The 15807-nt window shown below is 35.9% G+C and carries 18 protein-coding genes and 2 pseudogenes; 10 read left to right on the top strand and 10 right to left on the bottom strand.

Annotated features, from left to right (window positions below):
• Nucleotides 1-49 precede the first annotated feature (49 nt).
• On the top strand, nt 50-523 hold the full coding sequence (locus OSH00_RS05475) for a hypothetical protein (protein WP_196076645.1): 474 nt from the start codon (nt 50-52) through the stop codon (nt 521-523).
• A gap of 142 nt (nt 524-665) precedes the next feature.
• Here OSH00_RS05475 and aroC read toward each other — a convergent pair whose 3' ends face one another.
• The 3 genes from aroC to OSH00_RS05460 all read right to left on the bottom strand — a co-directional run bounded on the left by aroC (nt 666) and on the right by OSH00_RS05460 (nt 3281).
• Nucleotides 666-1760, bottom strand: a complete 1095-nt coding sequence (gene aroC, locus OSH00_RS05470) for a chorismate synthase (RefSeq protein WP_266129581.1) — start codon at nt 1758-1760, stop codon at nt 666-668.
• Nucleotides 1761-1772: 12 nt separating this feature from the next.
• Nucleotides 1773-2783, bottom strand: coding sequence for a 50S ribosomal protein L3 N(5)-glutamine methyltransferase (gene prmB, locus OSH00_RS05465; RefSeq protein WP_196076647.1), 1011 nt, complete (start codon nt 2781-2783; stop codon nt 1773-1775).
• Nucleotides 2784-2897: 114 nt separating this feature from the next.
• Entirely contained in the window at nt 2898-3281 is a 384-nt protein-coding gene (locus OSH00_RS05460; RefSeq protein WP_266129580.1) for a lysozyme inhibitor LprI family protein, read from the bottom strand.
• Nucleotides 3282-3500: 219 nt separating this feature from the next.
• Between OSH00_RS05460 and OSH00_RS05455 the strand changes: the two genes are divergently transcribed.
• The 8 genes from OSH00_RS05455 (at nt 3501) to gcvH (ending at nt 11005) form a co-directional block, all read left to right on the top strand.
• A complete protein-coding gene (locus OSH00_RS05455; RefSeq protein ID WP_266129579.1) occupies nt 3501-3806 on the top strand; it encodes a hypothetical protein in 306 nt (101 codons plus the stop codon).
• 150 nt (nt 3807-3956) lie between these two features.
• Nucleotides 3957-5330 (top strand): ABC1 kinase family protein, encoded by a 1374-nt coding sequence (locus tag OSH00_RS05450; RefSeq protein ID WP_196076650.1) that lies wholly within the window; start codon nt 3957-3959, stop codon nt 5328-5330.
• Nucleotides 5331-5579: 249 nt separating this feature from the next.
• Nucleotides 5580-6866, top strand: a complete 1287-nt coding sequence (locus tag OSH00_RS05445) for an acyl-CoA dehydrogenase family protein (protein ID WP_266129848.1) — start codon at nt 5580-5582, stop codon at nt 6864-6866.
• 23 nt (nt 6867-6889) lie between these two features.
• Nucleotides 6890-8089, top strand: coding sequence for an acyl-CoA dehydrogenase family protein (locus tag OSH00_RS05440; RefSeq protein ID WP_196076651.1), 1200 nt, complete (start codon nt 6890-6892; stop codon nt 8087-8089).
• 117 nt (nt 8090-8206) lie between these two features.
• Nucleotides 8207-8692 carry a GNAT family N-acetyltransferase gene (locus OSH00_RS05435; protein ID WP_266129578.1) on the top strand — a complete coding sequence of 162 codons (486 nt, stop codon included), beginning with the start codon at nt 8207-8209 and terminating at the stop codon, nt 8690-8692.
• Between the two features lie 246 nt (nt 8693-8938).
• Nucleotides 8939-9388, top strand: a complete 450-nt coding sequence (locus OSH00_RS05430; protein WP_004830661.1) for a MaoC family dehydratase — start codon at nt 8939-8941, stop codon at nt 9386-9388.
• A 93-nt stretch (nt 9389-9481) separates the two neighbouring features.
• Nucleotides 9482-10513 (top strand): AraC family transcriptional regulator, encoded by a 1032-nt coding sequence (locus OSH00_RS05425; protein ID WP_196076653.1) that lies wholly within the window; start codon nt 9482-9484, stop codon nt 10511-10513.
• 117 nt (nt 10514-10630) lie between these two features.
• Nucleotides 10631-11005: a glycine cleavage system protein GcvH gene (gene gcvH, locus OSH00_RS05420; RefSeq protein WP_266129577.1), complete on the top strand. Its 375-nt coding sequence runs from the start codon at nt 10631-10633 to the stop codon at nt 11003-11005.
• Nucleotides 11006-11085: 80 nt separating this feature from the next.
• Here the strand turns inward: gcvH and OSH00_RS05415 are convergent, their stop codons facing one another.
• Nucleotides 11086-11412, bottom strand: coding sequence for a hypothetical protein (locus tag OSH00_RS05415; RefSeq protein ID WP_266129576.1), 327 nt, complete (start codon nt 11410-11412; stop codon nt 11086-11088).
• 98 nt (nt 11413-11510) lie between these two features.
• On the opposite strand from OSH00_RS05415, the gene OSH00_RS05410 reads away from it, so the two are divergent.
• Nucleotides 11511-11651, top strand: a complete 141-nt coding sequence (locus OSH00_RS05410; RefSeq protein ID WP_266129575.1) for a DUF4291 family protein — start codon at nt 11511-11513, stop codon at nt 11649-11651.
• Here the strand turns inward: OSH00_RS05410 and OSH00_RS05405 are convergent.
• The 6 genes and pseudogenes from OSH00_RS05405 to OSH00_RS05380 form a co-directional block, all read right to left on the bottom strand.
• Nucleotides 11623-11838 (bottom strand): hypothetical protein, encoded by a 216-nt coding sequence (locus tag OSH00_RS05405; protein WP_266129574.1) that lies wholly within the window; start codon nt 11836-11838, stop codon nt 11623-11625. The genes OSH00_RS05410 and OSH00_RS05405 overlap by 29 nt on opposite strands.
• 63 nt (nt 11839-11901) lie before the next feature.
• Nucleotides 11902-12279 carry a hypothetical protein gene (locus tag OSH00_RS05400; protein WP_266129573.1) on the bottom strand — a complete coding sequence of 126 codons (378 nt, stop codon included), beginning with the start codon at nt 12277-12279 and terminating at the stop codon, nt 11902-11904.
• Nucleotides 12280-12894: 615 nt separating this feature from the next.
• Nucleotides 12895-13224, bottom strand: a pseudogene (locus OSH00_RS05395) (RHS repeat-associated core domain-containing protein); the annotation flags it as partial.
• Between the two features lie 23 nt (nt 13225-13247).
• Nucleotides 13248-13556, bottom strand: coding sequence for a hypothetical protein (locus tag OSH00_RS05390; protein ID WP_174762723.1), 309 nt, complete (start codon nt 13554-13556; stop codon nt 13248-13250).
• Nucleotides 13557-14164: 608 nt separating this feature from the next.
• Nucleotides 14165-14389, bottom strand: a pseudogene (locus OSH00_RS05385) (RHS repeat-associated core domain-containing protein); the annotation flags it as partial.
• A 525-nt stretch (nt 14390-14914) separates the two neighbouring features.
• Nucleotides 14915-15799: a hypothetical protein gene (locus OSH00_RS05380; protein ID WP_266129572.1), complete on the bottom strand. Its 885-nt coding sequence runs from the start codon at nt 15797-15799 to the stop codon at nt 14915-14917.
• Nucleotides 15800-15807 lie beyond the last annotated feature (8 nt).

Below are 15807 nucleotides of genomic sequence, written 5' to 3'. Positions count from 1 at the left end.
TATACATTATGAACAATCAATAACACGAACGAACTTATTAGGAAGCGTTATGAAACTTCAATTTGCTTTAATTTCTTCTTTAGCATGTTTAACCTTGGCTGGTTGTGCGGGTTCTTATCCAGAAAGAGTTGTGACCAAAGGTCCTTTAATCTGTGAAGCAAATGAAGTCTGCCCTGAACTTTCTATGCGTTGGAAAGATGAAATCCGTGATGGATTTAAAATCACAGCTGAAATCAACAATCCAACAAAATATGATATTACTCAGTTTGTATTTTTAGTCGATGGTCAGCCTTATACGTATTCAACTATCAATGCGACTCAATATGCAGGTACTGTGTCATCAAACTCAATCAATGTTCCTGTAAGCTTTCTAAACTCGTTCCGTAACGGTAAAGAGATCTCACTTAAACTGATTACCAACCAAGGTGATGTTGAACGTTCAATTTTAAAAGCGGACGGGCAACAATCTTCTGCTTATTTGACGTTCTTAAAAGGTTATACAGGTCAGATTGTTGAAAAATAATTGAAATTATAAATAGTTTGAATAAAAAACCAGACTTGTCGTCTGGTTTTTTATTCAGAGAAATCACGTTTTTAACGCCAATTTAATCATTTACTTCAAATCACACAGGATATTTTTTCATTAAAAATATCTTCTGTTGAGCCTATTTAGGCTCGATTGGCGTAAATGGTGCAACCACATCAGCATTTTGCGCACGATGGCGCATAAAGTGATCCATCAATACGATGGCCAGCATTGCTTCAGCAATAGGTGTCGCACGGACACCCACGCAAGGATCATGACGACCTTTAGTCAATACATCCGTATCTTCACGATTCAAGTTGATGGTCTTTCCTGGTGTGGTGATACTTGCTGTAGGTTTAAGAGCAATTGCCACACGAATGGTTTGACCTGAAGAAATTCCACCCAGTATCCCGCCAGCATGATTGGCAAGGAAACCCTCTGTGGTCAATTCATCACGTGTTTCGTGACCAAACTGTTCTGCAACAGCAAAACCATCACCAATTTCTACGCCTTTTACCGCATTAATTGACATCATTGCATGTGCAATATCTGCATCTAGACGATCAAAGACTGGTTCGCCCCAACCAACAGGAACTTTTTCAGCCAGAATTTCAAGTTTTGCACCACAGCTTGTACCCTGTTCACGTAAAGAGGTCACTAAAGCTTCAAAACGCGGTACTGCATTGATGTCACCGCAAAAGAAAGGATTATTAGGGACTTCATTCCAATCCAATGTTTCTGTTTTTTCAGTGCCGATCTGCGTCACATGCCCACGAATCAGAATACCAAACTTTTCAGCAAGGAATTTTTTAGCGATGGCACCTGCTGCAACACGCATTGCTGTTTCACGAGCACTTGAGCGTCCACCCCCCCGATAATCACGGAAACCATACTTTTGCGTATAGGTATAATCAGCATGCCCTGGTCGGAAGGTTTGAGCAATGTTGCCATAATCTTTGGATTTTTGATCTGTATTGCGGATCAACAAACCAATTGAAGTCCCCGTTGTTTTCCCTTCAAAAACGCCTGAAATAATTTCTACTTCATCGGGTTCTTTACGTTGAGTGGAAAATTTAGAGGTACCTGGTTTACGACGATCAAGATCAATCTGTAAATCTTCGGCAGATAATTGCAATCCCGGTGGTACACCATCCACGATTGCCATCAAACCTACGCCGTGAGATTCGCCACAGGTCGTTACACGGAAGAGTTGTCCAATACTGTTGCCTGCCATGCTGACAATTCCTTATGCTTGGAGGGATTGAATGAAAAGATCACGGAAAGTACGGCATTGCTGAGCAGTAAGTGCAAATATGCCTGACCCACCTTTTTGGAACTGTAACCAATAGAAATCGATCGTATTGAAATTCTGTTTCATTGCCCATTCCGAATTACCGACTTCGATGACAATTAAACCATCTTCAGTCAAATAATCTGCTGCCTGAGCCAACATTTTACGCACCAAATCCAGACCATCCTGACCTGCTGCCAATGCCAATTCAGGTTCGTGGTGAAACTCTTCCGGCAAATCTGCCATATCTTCCGCATCCACATAAGGTGGGTTTGAAACGATCAGATCATATTGATTTTCAGCAGGAATTTTTGCAAATAAATCTGATTCAAGTAGTGCAACCTGATACTGTTTATTGTGGTGTTCTGTGTTGATGGAAGCGACTTCTAAAGCTTCTTTAGAAATATCCGTTGCATCCACTTCTGAGTCTGGGAATGCATATGCTAAAGCAATCGCAATACATCCTGACCCCGTACACATGTCCAAAATGCGTTGCGGTGTTTTTGGATTCGGGTTTTCTGGTAAATTGTTTTTAGCCTCCAGAAGCTGACCATTTTCATCCAAACAATAAGGTGCAAAACGGTTTTCAATCAATTCAGCAATCGGTGAACGTGGAATAAGTACACGCTCATCAACATAAAATGGTTTGCCAAAGAAGTAAGACAAATTTAATAAATAAGATGTTGGAATTTTTTCGTTGATTCGACGTTCTAATAAGTTAAGAAACTCAGCTTTTTCACTGGGTAATAATGTCGCATCCAAAATTTCAGCATCCGCATTCCATTCTAAAGACAGTGTCTGTAAAACCAATGCAGAACTTTCTGCAAAATAATCTTCTGTACCTTGACCCAAATGTGCATCGTATTGACGTAAAGCTGTAACCCCAAAACGAATAAAATCACGAATTGTCGAAAGGTTTTCAGCAGCTTCCTGTAAATGTTCAGGGCTAATAGTCGGTCGATCCACTTAAGGTTTCTCCAAGGTCATAATTTCAAACGCCTTATGATACCTTGTTTTCAAGCAGATTTATAATCTTTTACTATAATTTACTTAGCAACTATTTCTATACTTAGACAAAAATTACAGCCGATACGTCAGTTTTTCCAGGCTATTCGCGCGGTTTACAGTTTGTTTCAGTGCGCAATTGTAATATTTCATTTTATAGTCGTCTGAAACAGACTTTTGATCTTTATCACACTGCTGACTACGTTGTTTCAACCATTGCTTTTGATATTTTTTTTGAGCTTTCTTTTCTTTATCTGAATATAAATCAAGCGTCTGTTTAAACAGTGACTTTAAACGATCATCTTGTTTATTAAATTCACTTTGTATGCAGTTAGCAAGACTGGTCGAACCTGTGCCAGCAGAATTCATACACTTTACGTATTCCGCACTATAACCCATCGCTTGAGCATGCATAGGCAATATTAAAATAAGCCCTAAGCCCCAATATTTTAACAACATTCAACTTCCCCAAGAAAAAACTGCCAATTGTCATTTAACCCTTTAAAATACCAGTTTAAAAGATTTAAGATAAATTACAATCACTCTGTATTTGCTTCGATTATTACGATTCCTTTGGTGATTTCAGCAAAACCTTGCAATCAGGCTCAACTTGAAATAATAGGCATTGACCTCTATATATATAAAGGTCCTCAAATTTATTCTGAATTCTGTCAATTTATGAGCTACAAACACAACAACCTCATGGCTATGCGTCAATCATGGTGGGATGATCAATCTACCCCGTCAGTTGCGGCTGAAAAACAATTTTTACAGCAAACACTCAGTGAAAAAGGTGTTTATGCAACACCATCACTTGATGATGTAAAATATTTTTTCTTTAGTCTTCCCAGTATTATTATCGTTAAAGGTTATGCATTAGGATTTACGAGTCAACTTGTCAAAGACATGATCAACCAACACATAGAGATCAATCGACACACGCTATCTGCTCGAAACCAGATTAAGATTCAATTCAGGATGTAAGCATTTATTTTTACTGAATCTGTTTAACTCAGCGAATTTAATTCCCCCATTCAGCGAATTGAACTATTTAAATACAGTCATTCCATGTAATATTCCTTACAATTCATTCTTATTTATCTTTTCGAATCGCTTATAAAGGATTTTATCTTCATGTCAGATCAGAACGAAAAGCTCAAACAGTTAAAAACTTCGTCAATGGATCGCCGTTTATCAATTGCAAAAGCATCTTTATTGGCAGGTACACGCTGGGCGGCTTCAAGTGCGAGTTCAATCTTTTCAAGTGAAGAAGAAAAAGAAAAAAAACGTAAGCAAGCGATGAAAGAGCAAGCCAATTATCTTGTTCAAGAAATCGGCAAGTTAAAAGGTTCAATTGTAAAAATAGGTCAAATGATGGCGCTTTATGGCGAGCATTTTTTACCTGAAGAAATTACTCAAGCACTCAATACTCTCAATAACCAAACCGTCGCACTCGCTTGGCCGGCAATCAAAGAACAATTGGTCAGTCAGTTGGGCTCTAAATTGAATGATCTGACCATTGACCATGAACCCATCGGGACAGCTTCTCTTGCGCAGGTTCACCGTGCAACACGCAAATCTGATGGTTTGGAACTGGTGTTAAAAATTCAGTATCCAGGTGTAGCAGATGCGATAGATTCAGACATGAGTCTATTTAAAAATATGCTTAAACTGACTCGAATGGTACCGCAAACCCGCGAATTTGACCAATGGTTTGATGAAGTTCGTGAAATGATGCATCGTGAAGTGAATTATGAAGTCGAAGCTGCAACTACACGCCGATTTGCGCAACGTTTAAAAGAAGATCCACGTTATGGTGTACCACAAATCATCGATGATTATTGTACCAGTCAAGTGCTGTGCATGACCTTTGAACGTGGCGTGCCAATTAACAGCCCTGTCATGCTTTCATTACCTCAAGAAAGACGTAATCTACTGGGTGAAGCTTCACTGGAAATTGCGGTGCGTGAAATATTTGAGTGGGGTGAAATGCAAACTGATCCGAACTTTGGTAATTATCTGGTTCGTCTGGGTAATGGCGAAAACATCAAAGACAAAATCATCTTGCTCGATTTTGGTGCGATTCGTCAGTTTGACAACCAATTGCTCAAAGTTGCCTGCAATTTGATCAAGGCAGGCTATCATCATGATGCGGAAGCCATGGTCAATGCAATGTCAGGCTATGAATTCTTTGATGCAATGCCGCTGAGTATTAAACCGGATATGGCAAAAGTATTTTTATTGGCGACAGAAGCATTTAGCACACCTTTAAATAATCCTGATTTGCCTGCCGGCGTGATGGATCAAAATAATCGCTATGACTGGAAAAAGAGCCAACTTCACAGTCGTGTCATGCAACGTGCATCTAAATCCATGGCTTCGCGTTATTTCAGTATACCGCCTAAAGAATTCATGTTTATCAGCCGCAAATTTATTGGTGCCTATACGTTCATGACAGTAATTGAAGCAAAAACCAATGTCCGTAAAATGATCACTCCGTTTCTTTAAATATTCAATAAAAGTCCTGTAAAACATATCCGTTAAAAATGTCAATTTTACCAATACCCAACATTTGTTGGGTATTTTTATTTTTAAATAATTAATTACATACAATAACTTAGATAATATTTAAACACCTTATTTGCCATTTATCTAAGGTCAATCACTTTGTCATCTATGACATAGTTTTTTCTTTTTTTGCATGTCAGGATGATTGCATACCAACACTCAAATACAGGGTATTTCGGAATGACCAATATGGTAAATAAAGCTCAGGGGTTGGGCTTAAACTTAATTACAAAAATTGCAGGCAGCGATTTACTTGATCAATTTAAATTGCGAAAATTTATTGAGAAATCACTTTACCAAGGATCAAAGGCAGGTTTTAAAACGCTCAGTACCACACAAAAAGCCTTTAAATCGGACTCAAATGTAAGCAAACAGCGCCTACCCAACCAACAAAAATCACTTTTTGATCTGAGTTTAAGTGAAGAACAGCAGATGACGGTTGACGCAATGGATCAATTTGCGGCTGAAGTACTTTATCCATTGGCACACCAAGCTGACCACCATGAAAAATTCCCTGTAGAACTTTGGCAGCACAGTACCGATTTAGGCTTAAATTACTATGCCTTGCCTGAAGCATTGGGTGGGGTAGCTTCTGAAAAAAATATTGTCAGTAACATATTGATTGCTGAACGTTTGGCTAAAGGTGATTTCTCACTTGCGGCAGGACTGCTTTCAACATTTAGTGTGATTAATGCGATCACACAATGGGGGGCTGAGAAAGTCCAATCCATTTACTTAGCCAGTTTCGCCAATGATCCCGATATTCAAGCGACTTTTGCAGTACAAGAAGCTACCCCTGCCTTTAACCCATTGCGTTTAAAAACCAAAGCAGTCTCGAATAATGGTCAATTTAGCCTGACGGGTGAAAAAACACTGGTTTTGTTGGGTGAAACTGCTGATTTGTTGTTGGTTAGTGCAGATTTCAATGGCAAAGCTGATGTGTTTATCGTCAATCGTGACGCAAGTATCACTGTGAAAAAGTCTCCAGCCATGGGGTTAAAAGCTACAGAAACTGTAACACTTAAATTTGAGAACACACCTGCACTGCGATTGGGTGATGAAGACTTTAACTACCCTGCATTCCTTGATCTGGGCAATTTAATGTGGTGTGCGTTGGCCGTAGGTACATGTGAAGCGGTCAAAGAATATAGTATCAATTATGCCAACGAACGCACCGCATTTGGTGAACCTATTTCACACCGTCAAAGTGTCGCATTTATGATTGCCGATATGGCAATTGAGATTGATGCAATGCGTATGCTGATCTTAAATGCAGCAAGTTTGGCTGAATCAGGTCAATCTTTCCATCGCGAAGCGTATTTGGCACGCTTACTGTGTGCGGAAAAGTCGATGAAAATCGCCACTGATGGCGTACAAATTTTAGGTGGACATGGTTTTACCAAAGAACATCCTGCTGAACGTTGGTACCGTGATTTGCGTGCTACTGCTGTTTTACATTCTGGTTTACATGCTTAAAAGCATATAAAAGGATACTGATCATGAATTTACAAAATCCAAAAAAATTCAAAATGCTTTTAGACCAAGCACATGAAACAGCAATCAATGTGTTACGTCCAATTTCACGTAAATACGACAAAGCAGAACATGCCTATCCCAAAGAGTTAGATATGCTTGCCTCTTTGCTAGATGGTATGAATGATGGGGGTGATGGCTTAAATGCTGGTGCTGCAATCAACAAACGTGGTGACCATGACAATAGCAATAAAAATGGCACCAACATGTCCACGGCATTGGGCATTATCGAAATGTGCTATGGCGATACCGGTCTGCTTCTGTCTATGCCACGTCAAGGACTGGGAAATTCGGCGATTGCTGCGGTTGCCAATGATGAACAGCTTGAACGCTTTAAAGGTACATGGGCAGCAATGGCGATCACTGAGCCGGGATGTGGTTCTGACTCTGCGGCCATTCGTACAACTGCAACTCAAGATGGTGATGAATATATTCTCAATGGTGAGAAAATCTTTGTGACTTCAGGTGAACGTGCAGATTCTGTGGTGGTCTGGGCAACATTAGATAAAAAGTTAGGTCGAGCTGCAATCAAGTCTTTTGTTGTACCTAAAGGTACACCGGGGATGAAAGTTGAACGTTTAGAACATAAACTGGGAATTAAAGCATCGGATACTGCTGCGATCAGTTTCATTGATTGTCGTGTTCCTGCTGCCAATTTGCTTGGAAATGCTGAGATTGACGTCGCAAAAGGTTTTGCAGGTGTCATGGAAACCTTTGACAACACCCGCCCTCTGGTTGCTGCAATGGCGGTAGGTTGTGCCAAAGCCTCTTTAGAACGGATCAAAGAAATTTTTAAAGATGAACTGGATGCTGACTATGCTACACCTTACTTGCAAAGTTCGAATCTAGCAGCGCAAATCTACCGAATGGAGGCAGAATGGGAAGCTGCACGTTTACTCACCATTAAAGCAACTTGGATGGCGGATAATAAAAAACCGAATTCTCGTGAAGCCTCAATTGCCAAAGCCAAAGCTGGACGTATAGGCAATGAAATTACATTGAAATGTGTAGAACTTGCAGCCAGTGTCGGTTACAACGAAGATGAACTACTCGAGAAATGGGCACGCGACTCAAAGATTTTAGATATTTTCGAGGGTACACAACAAATTCAACAGTTGATTATTGCACGTCGTGAGTTAGGTAAATCATCCAGTGAACTGAAATAGTTTTGAATGATTGATTAAATCTTAACTGCTAGAATTTTGATCAGTCAAATTTTCAACTGATCACAAAAGATAGAATTTTTGTTATAAAAATTCTATCTTTTTTATTTTCATATCTATATGTATCAAATTCGGACTATACAAAGACAAGATAACGCAGCTATTGCACAGGTCATTCGGGAAGTATCTAAAGAATTTGGTCTTGCGGCTGAATCTGGCTTTGCTGTCGCCGATCCTGTTCTGGATGATTTATATCAGGTATATGCACAAGAAAGTGCGAAATATTGGGTAATTGAGGATACCAATCATCGAATTGTAGGTGGTGGGGGGCTTTCACCGTTACAGGGAGATTCCTCTATTTTAGAAATTCAAAAAATGTATTTTTTACCTGAACTTCGCGGGCACGGGTTTGCAAAGAAAATTCTTGAACAATGTTTTGAATTTGCTCAGCATCATGGCTTTCAAGCCTGTTATTTAGAAACTACTGAAAATCTGTGGCAAGCCGTAAAACTCTATGAAAAATTAGGTTTTGAGCGTTTGTCTGCACCTAAAGGCAACACAGGTCATAGTCATGCTTGTGAATTTTGGATGCTCAAAACATTATAGAAGTCCACTTCATTCACTTTGGTCGTATTTGCATTGCTTTAAAGTCATTAGACAATGCGAAGATTAGAATCATTTAAAACTGAAATGTATTTTTTAATACGGCTTAAAAAATTGAAACCTTGGCAAAACAGTCATTGAAATTGCATAACGGTAATTTACAATGAAAATGTTTAGATAATTTAATTTTTATACTTAGAAATTCATGATTTTATAAGTATCGTTTGAAATTAAGGGAATGTATAAACAATGTTGTATCTGGAAGATTTAAACGTAGGTGATCATTTTAAAAGTCGTGAATACGAAATGACTTTGGATGAAGTTTTAGAATTTGCACATAAGTATGATCCACAAGTTTTCCATACAGATGCTGAAAAAGCCAAAGATCACCCTATTTTTAAAGGATTAGCTGCAAGTGGCTGGCATACATCCGCTGTTACTATGCGTCTTTGGACTGAATGCTTCCCCGTTGCGTATGGACTGATTGGTTCAGAATCCAGCTTACGGTGGCCTAGACCGACACGAGTCGGTGATCGCATTCATGTCGATGTTGAAATTGTTTCGATTACCCCTTCTAAAACTAAAAATGATCGTGCTATTGTGACTTATATCACACAAGCTAAAAATCAAAATGATGATGTATTGCTTATTTCAACCACCAAAATTGTGGTATTTAAACGTAATTTTGATGCGCATTAATCCTGAATTTGTCTTACAATATTTAAGGGTTTTTCCATATCATGACAATATGATGAAACAAGTAAAAGCAATGTTCAGAGCAATGGAAAGCACATGAAAACAGTCTCAGCTCGCCAAGATCAGGGAATTCCTGGTGTTTATGGACTACTATTATTAGATATCGTTTCGCGTTGGGGATATAGTGCGGAAACATTATTTGCACCGTTTAACTTTACCAGTGAACAGCTCGCTGAACCTGATTGCCGTATTCCTACACCACTTGCCAATGAACTCATTAAACATGCGCTGAAACTCACGGGTGAAAGTACCTTGGGTTTTCACCTTGGAACGCAGATGCGTATTTCAATTCATGGATTTATTGGCTATGCCATCATGACCGCGAATGACATCACTGATGCATTGGTACTGGCAAATCGATTCATTCAATTGCGTATGCCCTTTTTGCAATTATACTTCTCTACATTCGGTGAAAAAGCCACATTGCAATTGCAGTGTGATATTGAAATCGAACCTTTGCGTACTGAAATTGTGATGGGGCTGACTTTTGGGATCATGACCATGGCGAAGGCATTAACTGGGATTAATGACCTGCATGGCGATATTGATTTTGATTTTCCAAAACCTGATGGTTTTGACAAATATATTGAAAAATTATCTAAACAATACACCATGCGTTTTGAACAGCCTCATTTGATTGCAAGTTTTGACAAGTCATATTTAGGTTTGAAAATGGTCAATGCAGACCCGATTGCCAGTCAAATTGCCATTAACCAATGTGAAGCTGAACTTTCAGCTTTAGGTGAAAGACGCCGTTTAGCTATGCGTGTACGCGATATTCTGACTCATTCAGAGCAGCATTATCTGAGTATTGAAAATGTTGCAGATCGCCTGCATATGTCAGACCGTACATTAAAGCGTCAGTTGGCTGCTGAAGGTACTTCTTTTTCGACTTTGGTCGATGAAGTGCGTTATCGCCATGCGACTTCGCTACTTTCTCGTACCGACTATACCCTTGAGCAAATCGCGGATGAACTTGGTTATAGTGATGTGGCAAATTTTAGCCGTGCATTCAAACGCTGGAGTGGACGCAGTCCTAGCAGTTGGCGTAAAGATCCGTACTTATAATATGTTTTACACTGATTATTGATTTATATGAATAAGTTTATCAGTATCTCTGCTTTTTGTTTTGTTTGAAAAAGCGGTATAAATCGTGGCAAAAATAAATGGATTAATGGAGTCATTATGAATCATCCTTCTGATTTGAAATATGCAGCTACACATGAATGGGTAAAAATTGAAGGTGATCTTGTGGTTACTGGTATTTCTGACCATGCTCAAGATGCTTTAGGTGATCTTGTTTATGTGGAAGCACCAGAAGCCGGCAGCCGTGTAACTGCAGGCGCTCAGGCAGGTGTCGTTGAATCAGTGAAAACAGCATCGGATATTCATGCTCCTGTTTCTGGTGAAGTGGTCGAAGTGAATACTGCGCTTGAAGATGATCCTGATTTTGTCAATGAAGACCCATATGGCAAAGGTTGGATTTACAAGATTAAACCAGACAATATCGCTGATGTTGAAAAGTTACTCAGCAATTCTGAATATGAAGCTGGGCTTTAATTTTCAGATTTTAACCGTACAATTAAAAAGACCAGAATATTCTGGTCTTTTATTTTTCTTAAATTAGGTGACATAATTTGTTATTTTCTTAGGTCTAATCTAGTTAATACTGGATATTGACCAAAGCAACCATTTGCCCAACCACTAATCACAGTTTGAGCATGAAATGCAGATAGTAAAGCTGCGTACATTTCTTTAAAAAGATAGTGATCTTTTCTTAAAACGACAGCGTTTGACACACCACAATTTTCACCATTAGCTACTGGACTTTTTAATTCAATAATAAACACATTCCATGAATCATGAATTGTGATTGCACTAATTTTTGAGTTATAGAAACCACTATTGGCAAATACAGAATTGCAAAGTAGTAGGTTAAAGCATAATACGATAAATATTTTTTTCATATTTTGACCAGTTTTTATATTTTAAGTTATTATAACAAGAATAATTCAATTATCAATTTATACTATAAAGTATAAAAATATTTTATTTGAGTTTTATAATGAATCAATATGATGAAAAGGTGATCCGAGCTTATCAAACTGACTCTACCATTAGAGTCTATCAAGCCTTTTCAGATGAATTGGCATCACTGGCGCTTAAGCATAATTCTTTTAAAGATAATCCACATTATTATCCATAAAAACATAACCCATGCCTAACATTAATGCGAACTCTTCCTTATTAGCCTCAGCCAACTTTAATAATTCAAAACCAAAATTCTGATTATTTTCGATATTAAGCCCAAGAGTTTTCTTTAAGCTCCCCACACTAATTCTTTTAAACACATGATCTTCAAGTGCTTTTTCTTGTTCAACATTCAACTTCATAATAGAACTCCTAAAACTATCTTTGATTTTTTTAAATTTTATAATGTTTTGATAAAATTCATATCAATACTTTTTATCAAATAAGTTTTTAAAATTAAATTCAATCAAAAATAAACCAAAAATAGTAATAAGGCTTGCAGGTAAAAGATAAATCCATCCGTCCTTCATTTCTTTAAAAAAGCTTTTTGAATATAAATAACCAAAACCTAATCTGCCATCATGATAATAAACTGGAATCCAGATAATAAAAATAAATGAAAAAGAAATAAAATAAAACAATTTCTTATTTTCCTTCTTGGATGCATATAAATAAAATATCAACAATATTACATTAATATAAAAATTCAAATAAGGCATATACAATCCAATGATTAGACTATGTAAAAAAGTCAAAAAAACTCCAAAAATGATAGCAATAAAATCCATTAAATTATTAATCATGCTTGCTCCATATTACTATTTAATATTAATTTTATACTCACGTCCTGTTGCCGTTTTCAAAGCTGATTTTGTAGCATCATACCATATATTATTAATTACTTTATCAGACCCCCACCCCAAAGATTGGAGCTTACCTGTACCCTCACCATAATTATGAATCAATACATTACCCCCTCCTAAATCCTGAACCCCTCTAATAACTATTCCTGGATATAACGAATGATCTGGTCTTGTAATATTTACAACCCATGAAACACCACTATTTCCTGTTCTTAAAAATGAATATACATTATCGGGAACATCATGTATTAAAGTCTTAGATGTTGCCATGAATGTTCTAAAATTAAATCCACTAGGATTCGCAAGATTAAAAGTTCCACCTATTGTTGCTGGTTGAGCATTATCATTTGGTGTTGGATGTTGTATCAAATAAAATCTTAAATTTAAGATTTCCATTTCGCTCAATCCACTAACAAAAACACTTCTATTGTAGATATGATAATCAATGTTATTTTTCAAATAGCTAAATCCTGCTTTTGCACTAGGAACGCTAAATGTTGATAAATCATAAAAATCCGTATTGAATTCAGTTTGGCCAAGATAGTCTCTTGCCTCTTTTCCATCAGGATCTCTAAAACTATAACTATCATTCCACCCATATTGATAACGATTGGTCTGCCCATGCCCTTTCATAATAAAAGTCACGGGATCAGGCTGATAAAATCTTCCTAATACGGGGTTATAGTGACGTTGCTTTAAATAAACCAAATCATCAGCATCTTGAACCCCACCAACAAAAGCATTTGGGTTCTTTAAATTGCTTGGCTTCTTATATTGTAGTTGTTGACCAAAAGGTGCGTATTGATAAGACTGACTGACTACACCCTGTTCATTGATCACTTTTAAAGTTGAGCCATCAAAGTTCTGAACATGATATTGAATTTTTTACAGTGATATTATAATAAATCCTATATTAAATCTCTTCTCTTACCATTCTTTATTTCGTGCTCCAAATCTTCATCACGAATAAAATCATTTTTTTCTTTATTATAAATATAAATATGTATATTTTTATCTATTGCTAAAATTTTAAATTTACTTCCTTCAAAATGTGTACTTTCCTCCTTTTGAGAATCATTCATTTCTAAGAAAGTGATATTAATAGAATTACCAAACCTATGGAATAGAACCTCCATAAGCCAATTTACATCTTCGATAATTAATGATCGTTTATTGTAATAATAGCATTTAACAATTACATCATAATTATTACTCATTATTTATCCTTCCAAACTAATCCAGTAGTATTAGTAGCAAATTGTTTAATTGGCATTGTTTTAACAACGCCTCCCGCAGGATCCCAGTATCTCACTATTCCTCCTGAAACGGACTGAACTGTTACAAAATGTCTTTGACTATGCCCTAACATCGCAATATAGCTTCCATAAGAACTATAAAGACCTTGGATATCTCTTACTTCTGGTAGTGCTTGCACTCCTTTCCAACCAGATTGATAACTATTGATATTTTTTGCTAATTGTTCTGGACTTAAACCTTTATAAAATCCCTTTGCTAGATTAGATTGGAATACTTCAATTCCACGCTCACTTAATACTTTTTGTCCACATGCCATACCACATGCATTTGGAGTTAATTGCCCCTGTTTTCCTGCTATACCGCTACCAGCATATGCTATCGGATTTGTACCTCTTGAAAGCATTACTGATACCATTGTGAATATATTTTCAGTAGAAAATAAAGAGGGTTCACTATCTTTTCTTATCAATAACCCATACATTTGTGCATTTTGTGAATATGCTTCAAATGTTATCTGTCCTCTGAAATAAGCCTGTAAATCCTTATCTAACGCTTTATAATATTCATCAGGATTTAACCCATTCGGATCACTAAACGTATAAGTATCATTCCACCCATACTGATAACGATTGGTCTGCCCATGACCGCCGCTTAAAAAAGTGATTTGATCAGGCTGATAAAACCTCCCCAACACAGGGTTATAGTGTCGTGCCTTTAAATAAACCAAATCATCTGCATCTTGAACCCCACCCACAAAAGCATTAGGGTTCTTTAAATTGCTTGGCTTTTGTATTGTAGCTGTTATAAGATTATTATTAAGATTTTGTTAAACGCTCCCTTTTCGTTCATTAAATTTCCATTAATAAATTAAATTTTTTAATGTTTAATATTACTACGTCTAATATAATCCTGATCAACATCCTCAATGAGGATTTCAGATGGCGTATATTCATAAAACTCTTCAATTTTCCAATTACATTTAGGTATTCTTTCAATTAAATTTATTGGTAAATCTTTATATTTAAGACTTACCAAAACCATTTTTCCTCTCGATAAAATCATTATTCATGATAAACTGCAAGGTGGATCACCAATAAAAGAAACATTATGATCTATTAAAATATTTAATATTTCTTAAAAATAAAATAATAAATTTACTCATTATTTAATCTCTCTATATCTTGGTTTATCGCCATCATAATACAAGTTGAATTGATGAACCATTCTATGCCATATTATAATAAATCGACGTAAATTAATTTAAAATTTTCTATTTAACACTTTGTAAAAATGACACTACTTAGACTTCAACCAATAATTAATTTAAATTATTTCCCGTTAATAATTTTTCTAATGTTGGCAGTAAAATATTAATTAATTGACAATACGCTTTTACATTAGCATATACTCTAATTTTAGCTTCTTCACATGATGCATTTTTGAATTTAATGCTATATTTTTTAAATAATGAATCCGTTAAGAGAAAAGATAATTCTGGTGGATATATTTTTTTGCTTTTATCTTTTAATAAATTAATAGTTAAAATTATTCCAAAATAAAAAACACCATAATTTTTTAATAATTCATTAATATTTAAAATATTATCTGGATTTATTTCAATCTTTATAATATAATCACCAACTACTTTAAATACATAAAATTCATTATCATCAAATTCAGCTTTAAAATTCTGAAGCTCACTTTTAAATATTGCATTTAAAAAAAACATCCAACCTTGCGTATTAAATATACCACTATAAGCTAAAGCTATCTCCTTATTTTTTTTTCCTTTAATTAATTTTAAATCAAATTCATTTTTAATTAAATCAAAATTATTTAAGTGTAAAAATTCAGAATATCCTACACCTATTCTATCTAACCAAACTTTATACATGGAAGTGAATTTTAAAGAACTTTCTTTCTCTAAATCATTAAGCTCATTAATTTTCAAACCTAGATCACCTAAAATTCCATCAGGTGGTCTGTTATTAAAGTCATCAAAAAACCAATAATCATGACTTACTTTCTTTAAATGACTGTAAAAGTCTTCCTCATATTGTGTTAATAATAAATACAAATTTATATAGGTAAAATTAAATTCATGTTCCAATTCAATAGAACGTATAAATATAGATAAATTTTTAAATATTTCATTTTGATACGTAATAAAATTTTCCTGAATTTTATCTTTCAAACTATCCATATAATTTC

The organism is Acinetobacter nematophilus (assembly GCF_026344175.1).
Classification (GTDB): domain Bacteria; phylum Pseudomonadota; class Gammaproteobacteria; order Pseudomonadales; family Moraxellaceae; genus Acinetobacter; species Acinetobacter nematophilus.
The sequence above is the reverse complement of the archived record's forward strand: the minus strand, read 5'-3'. Positions and strand labels throughout refer to the sequence as shown.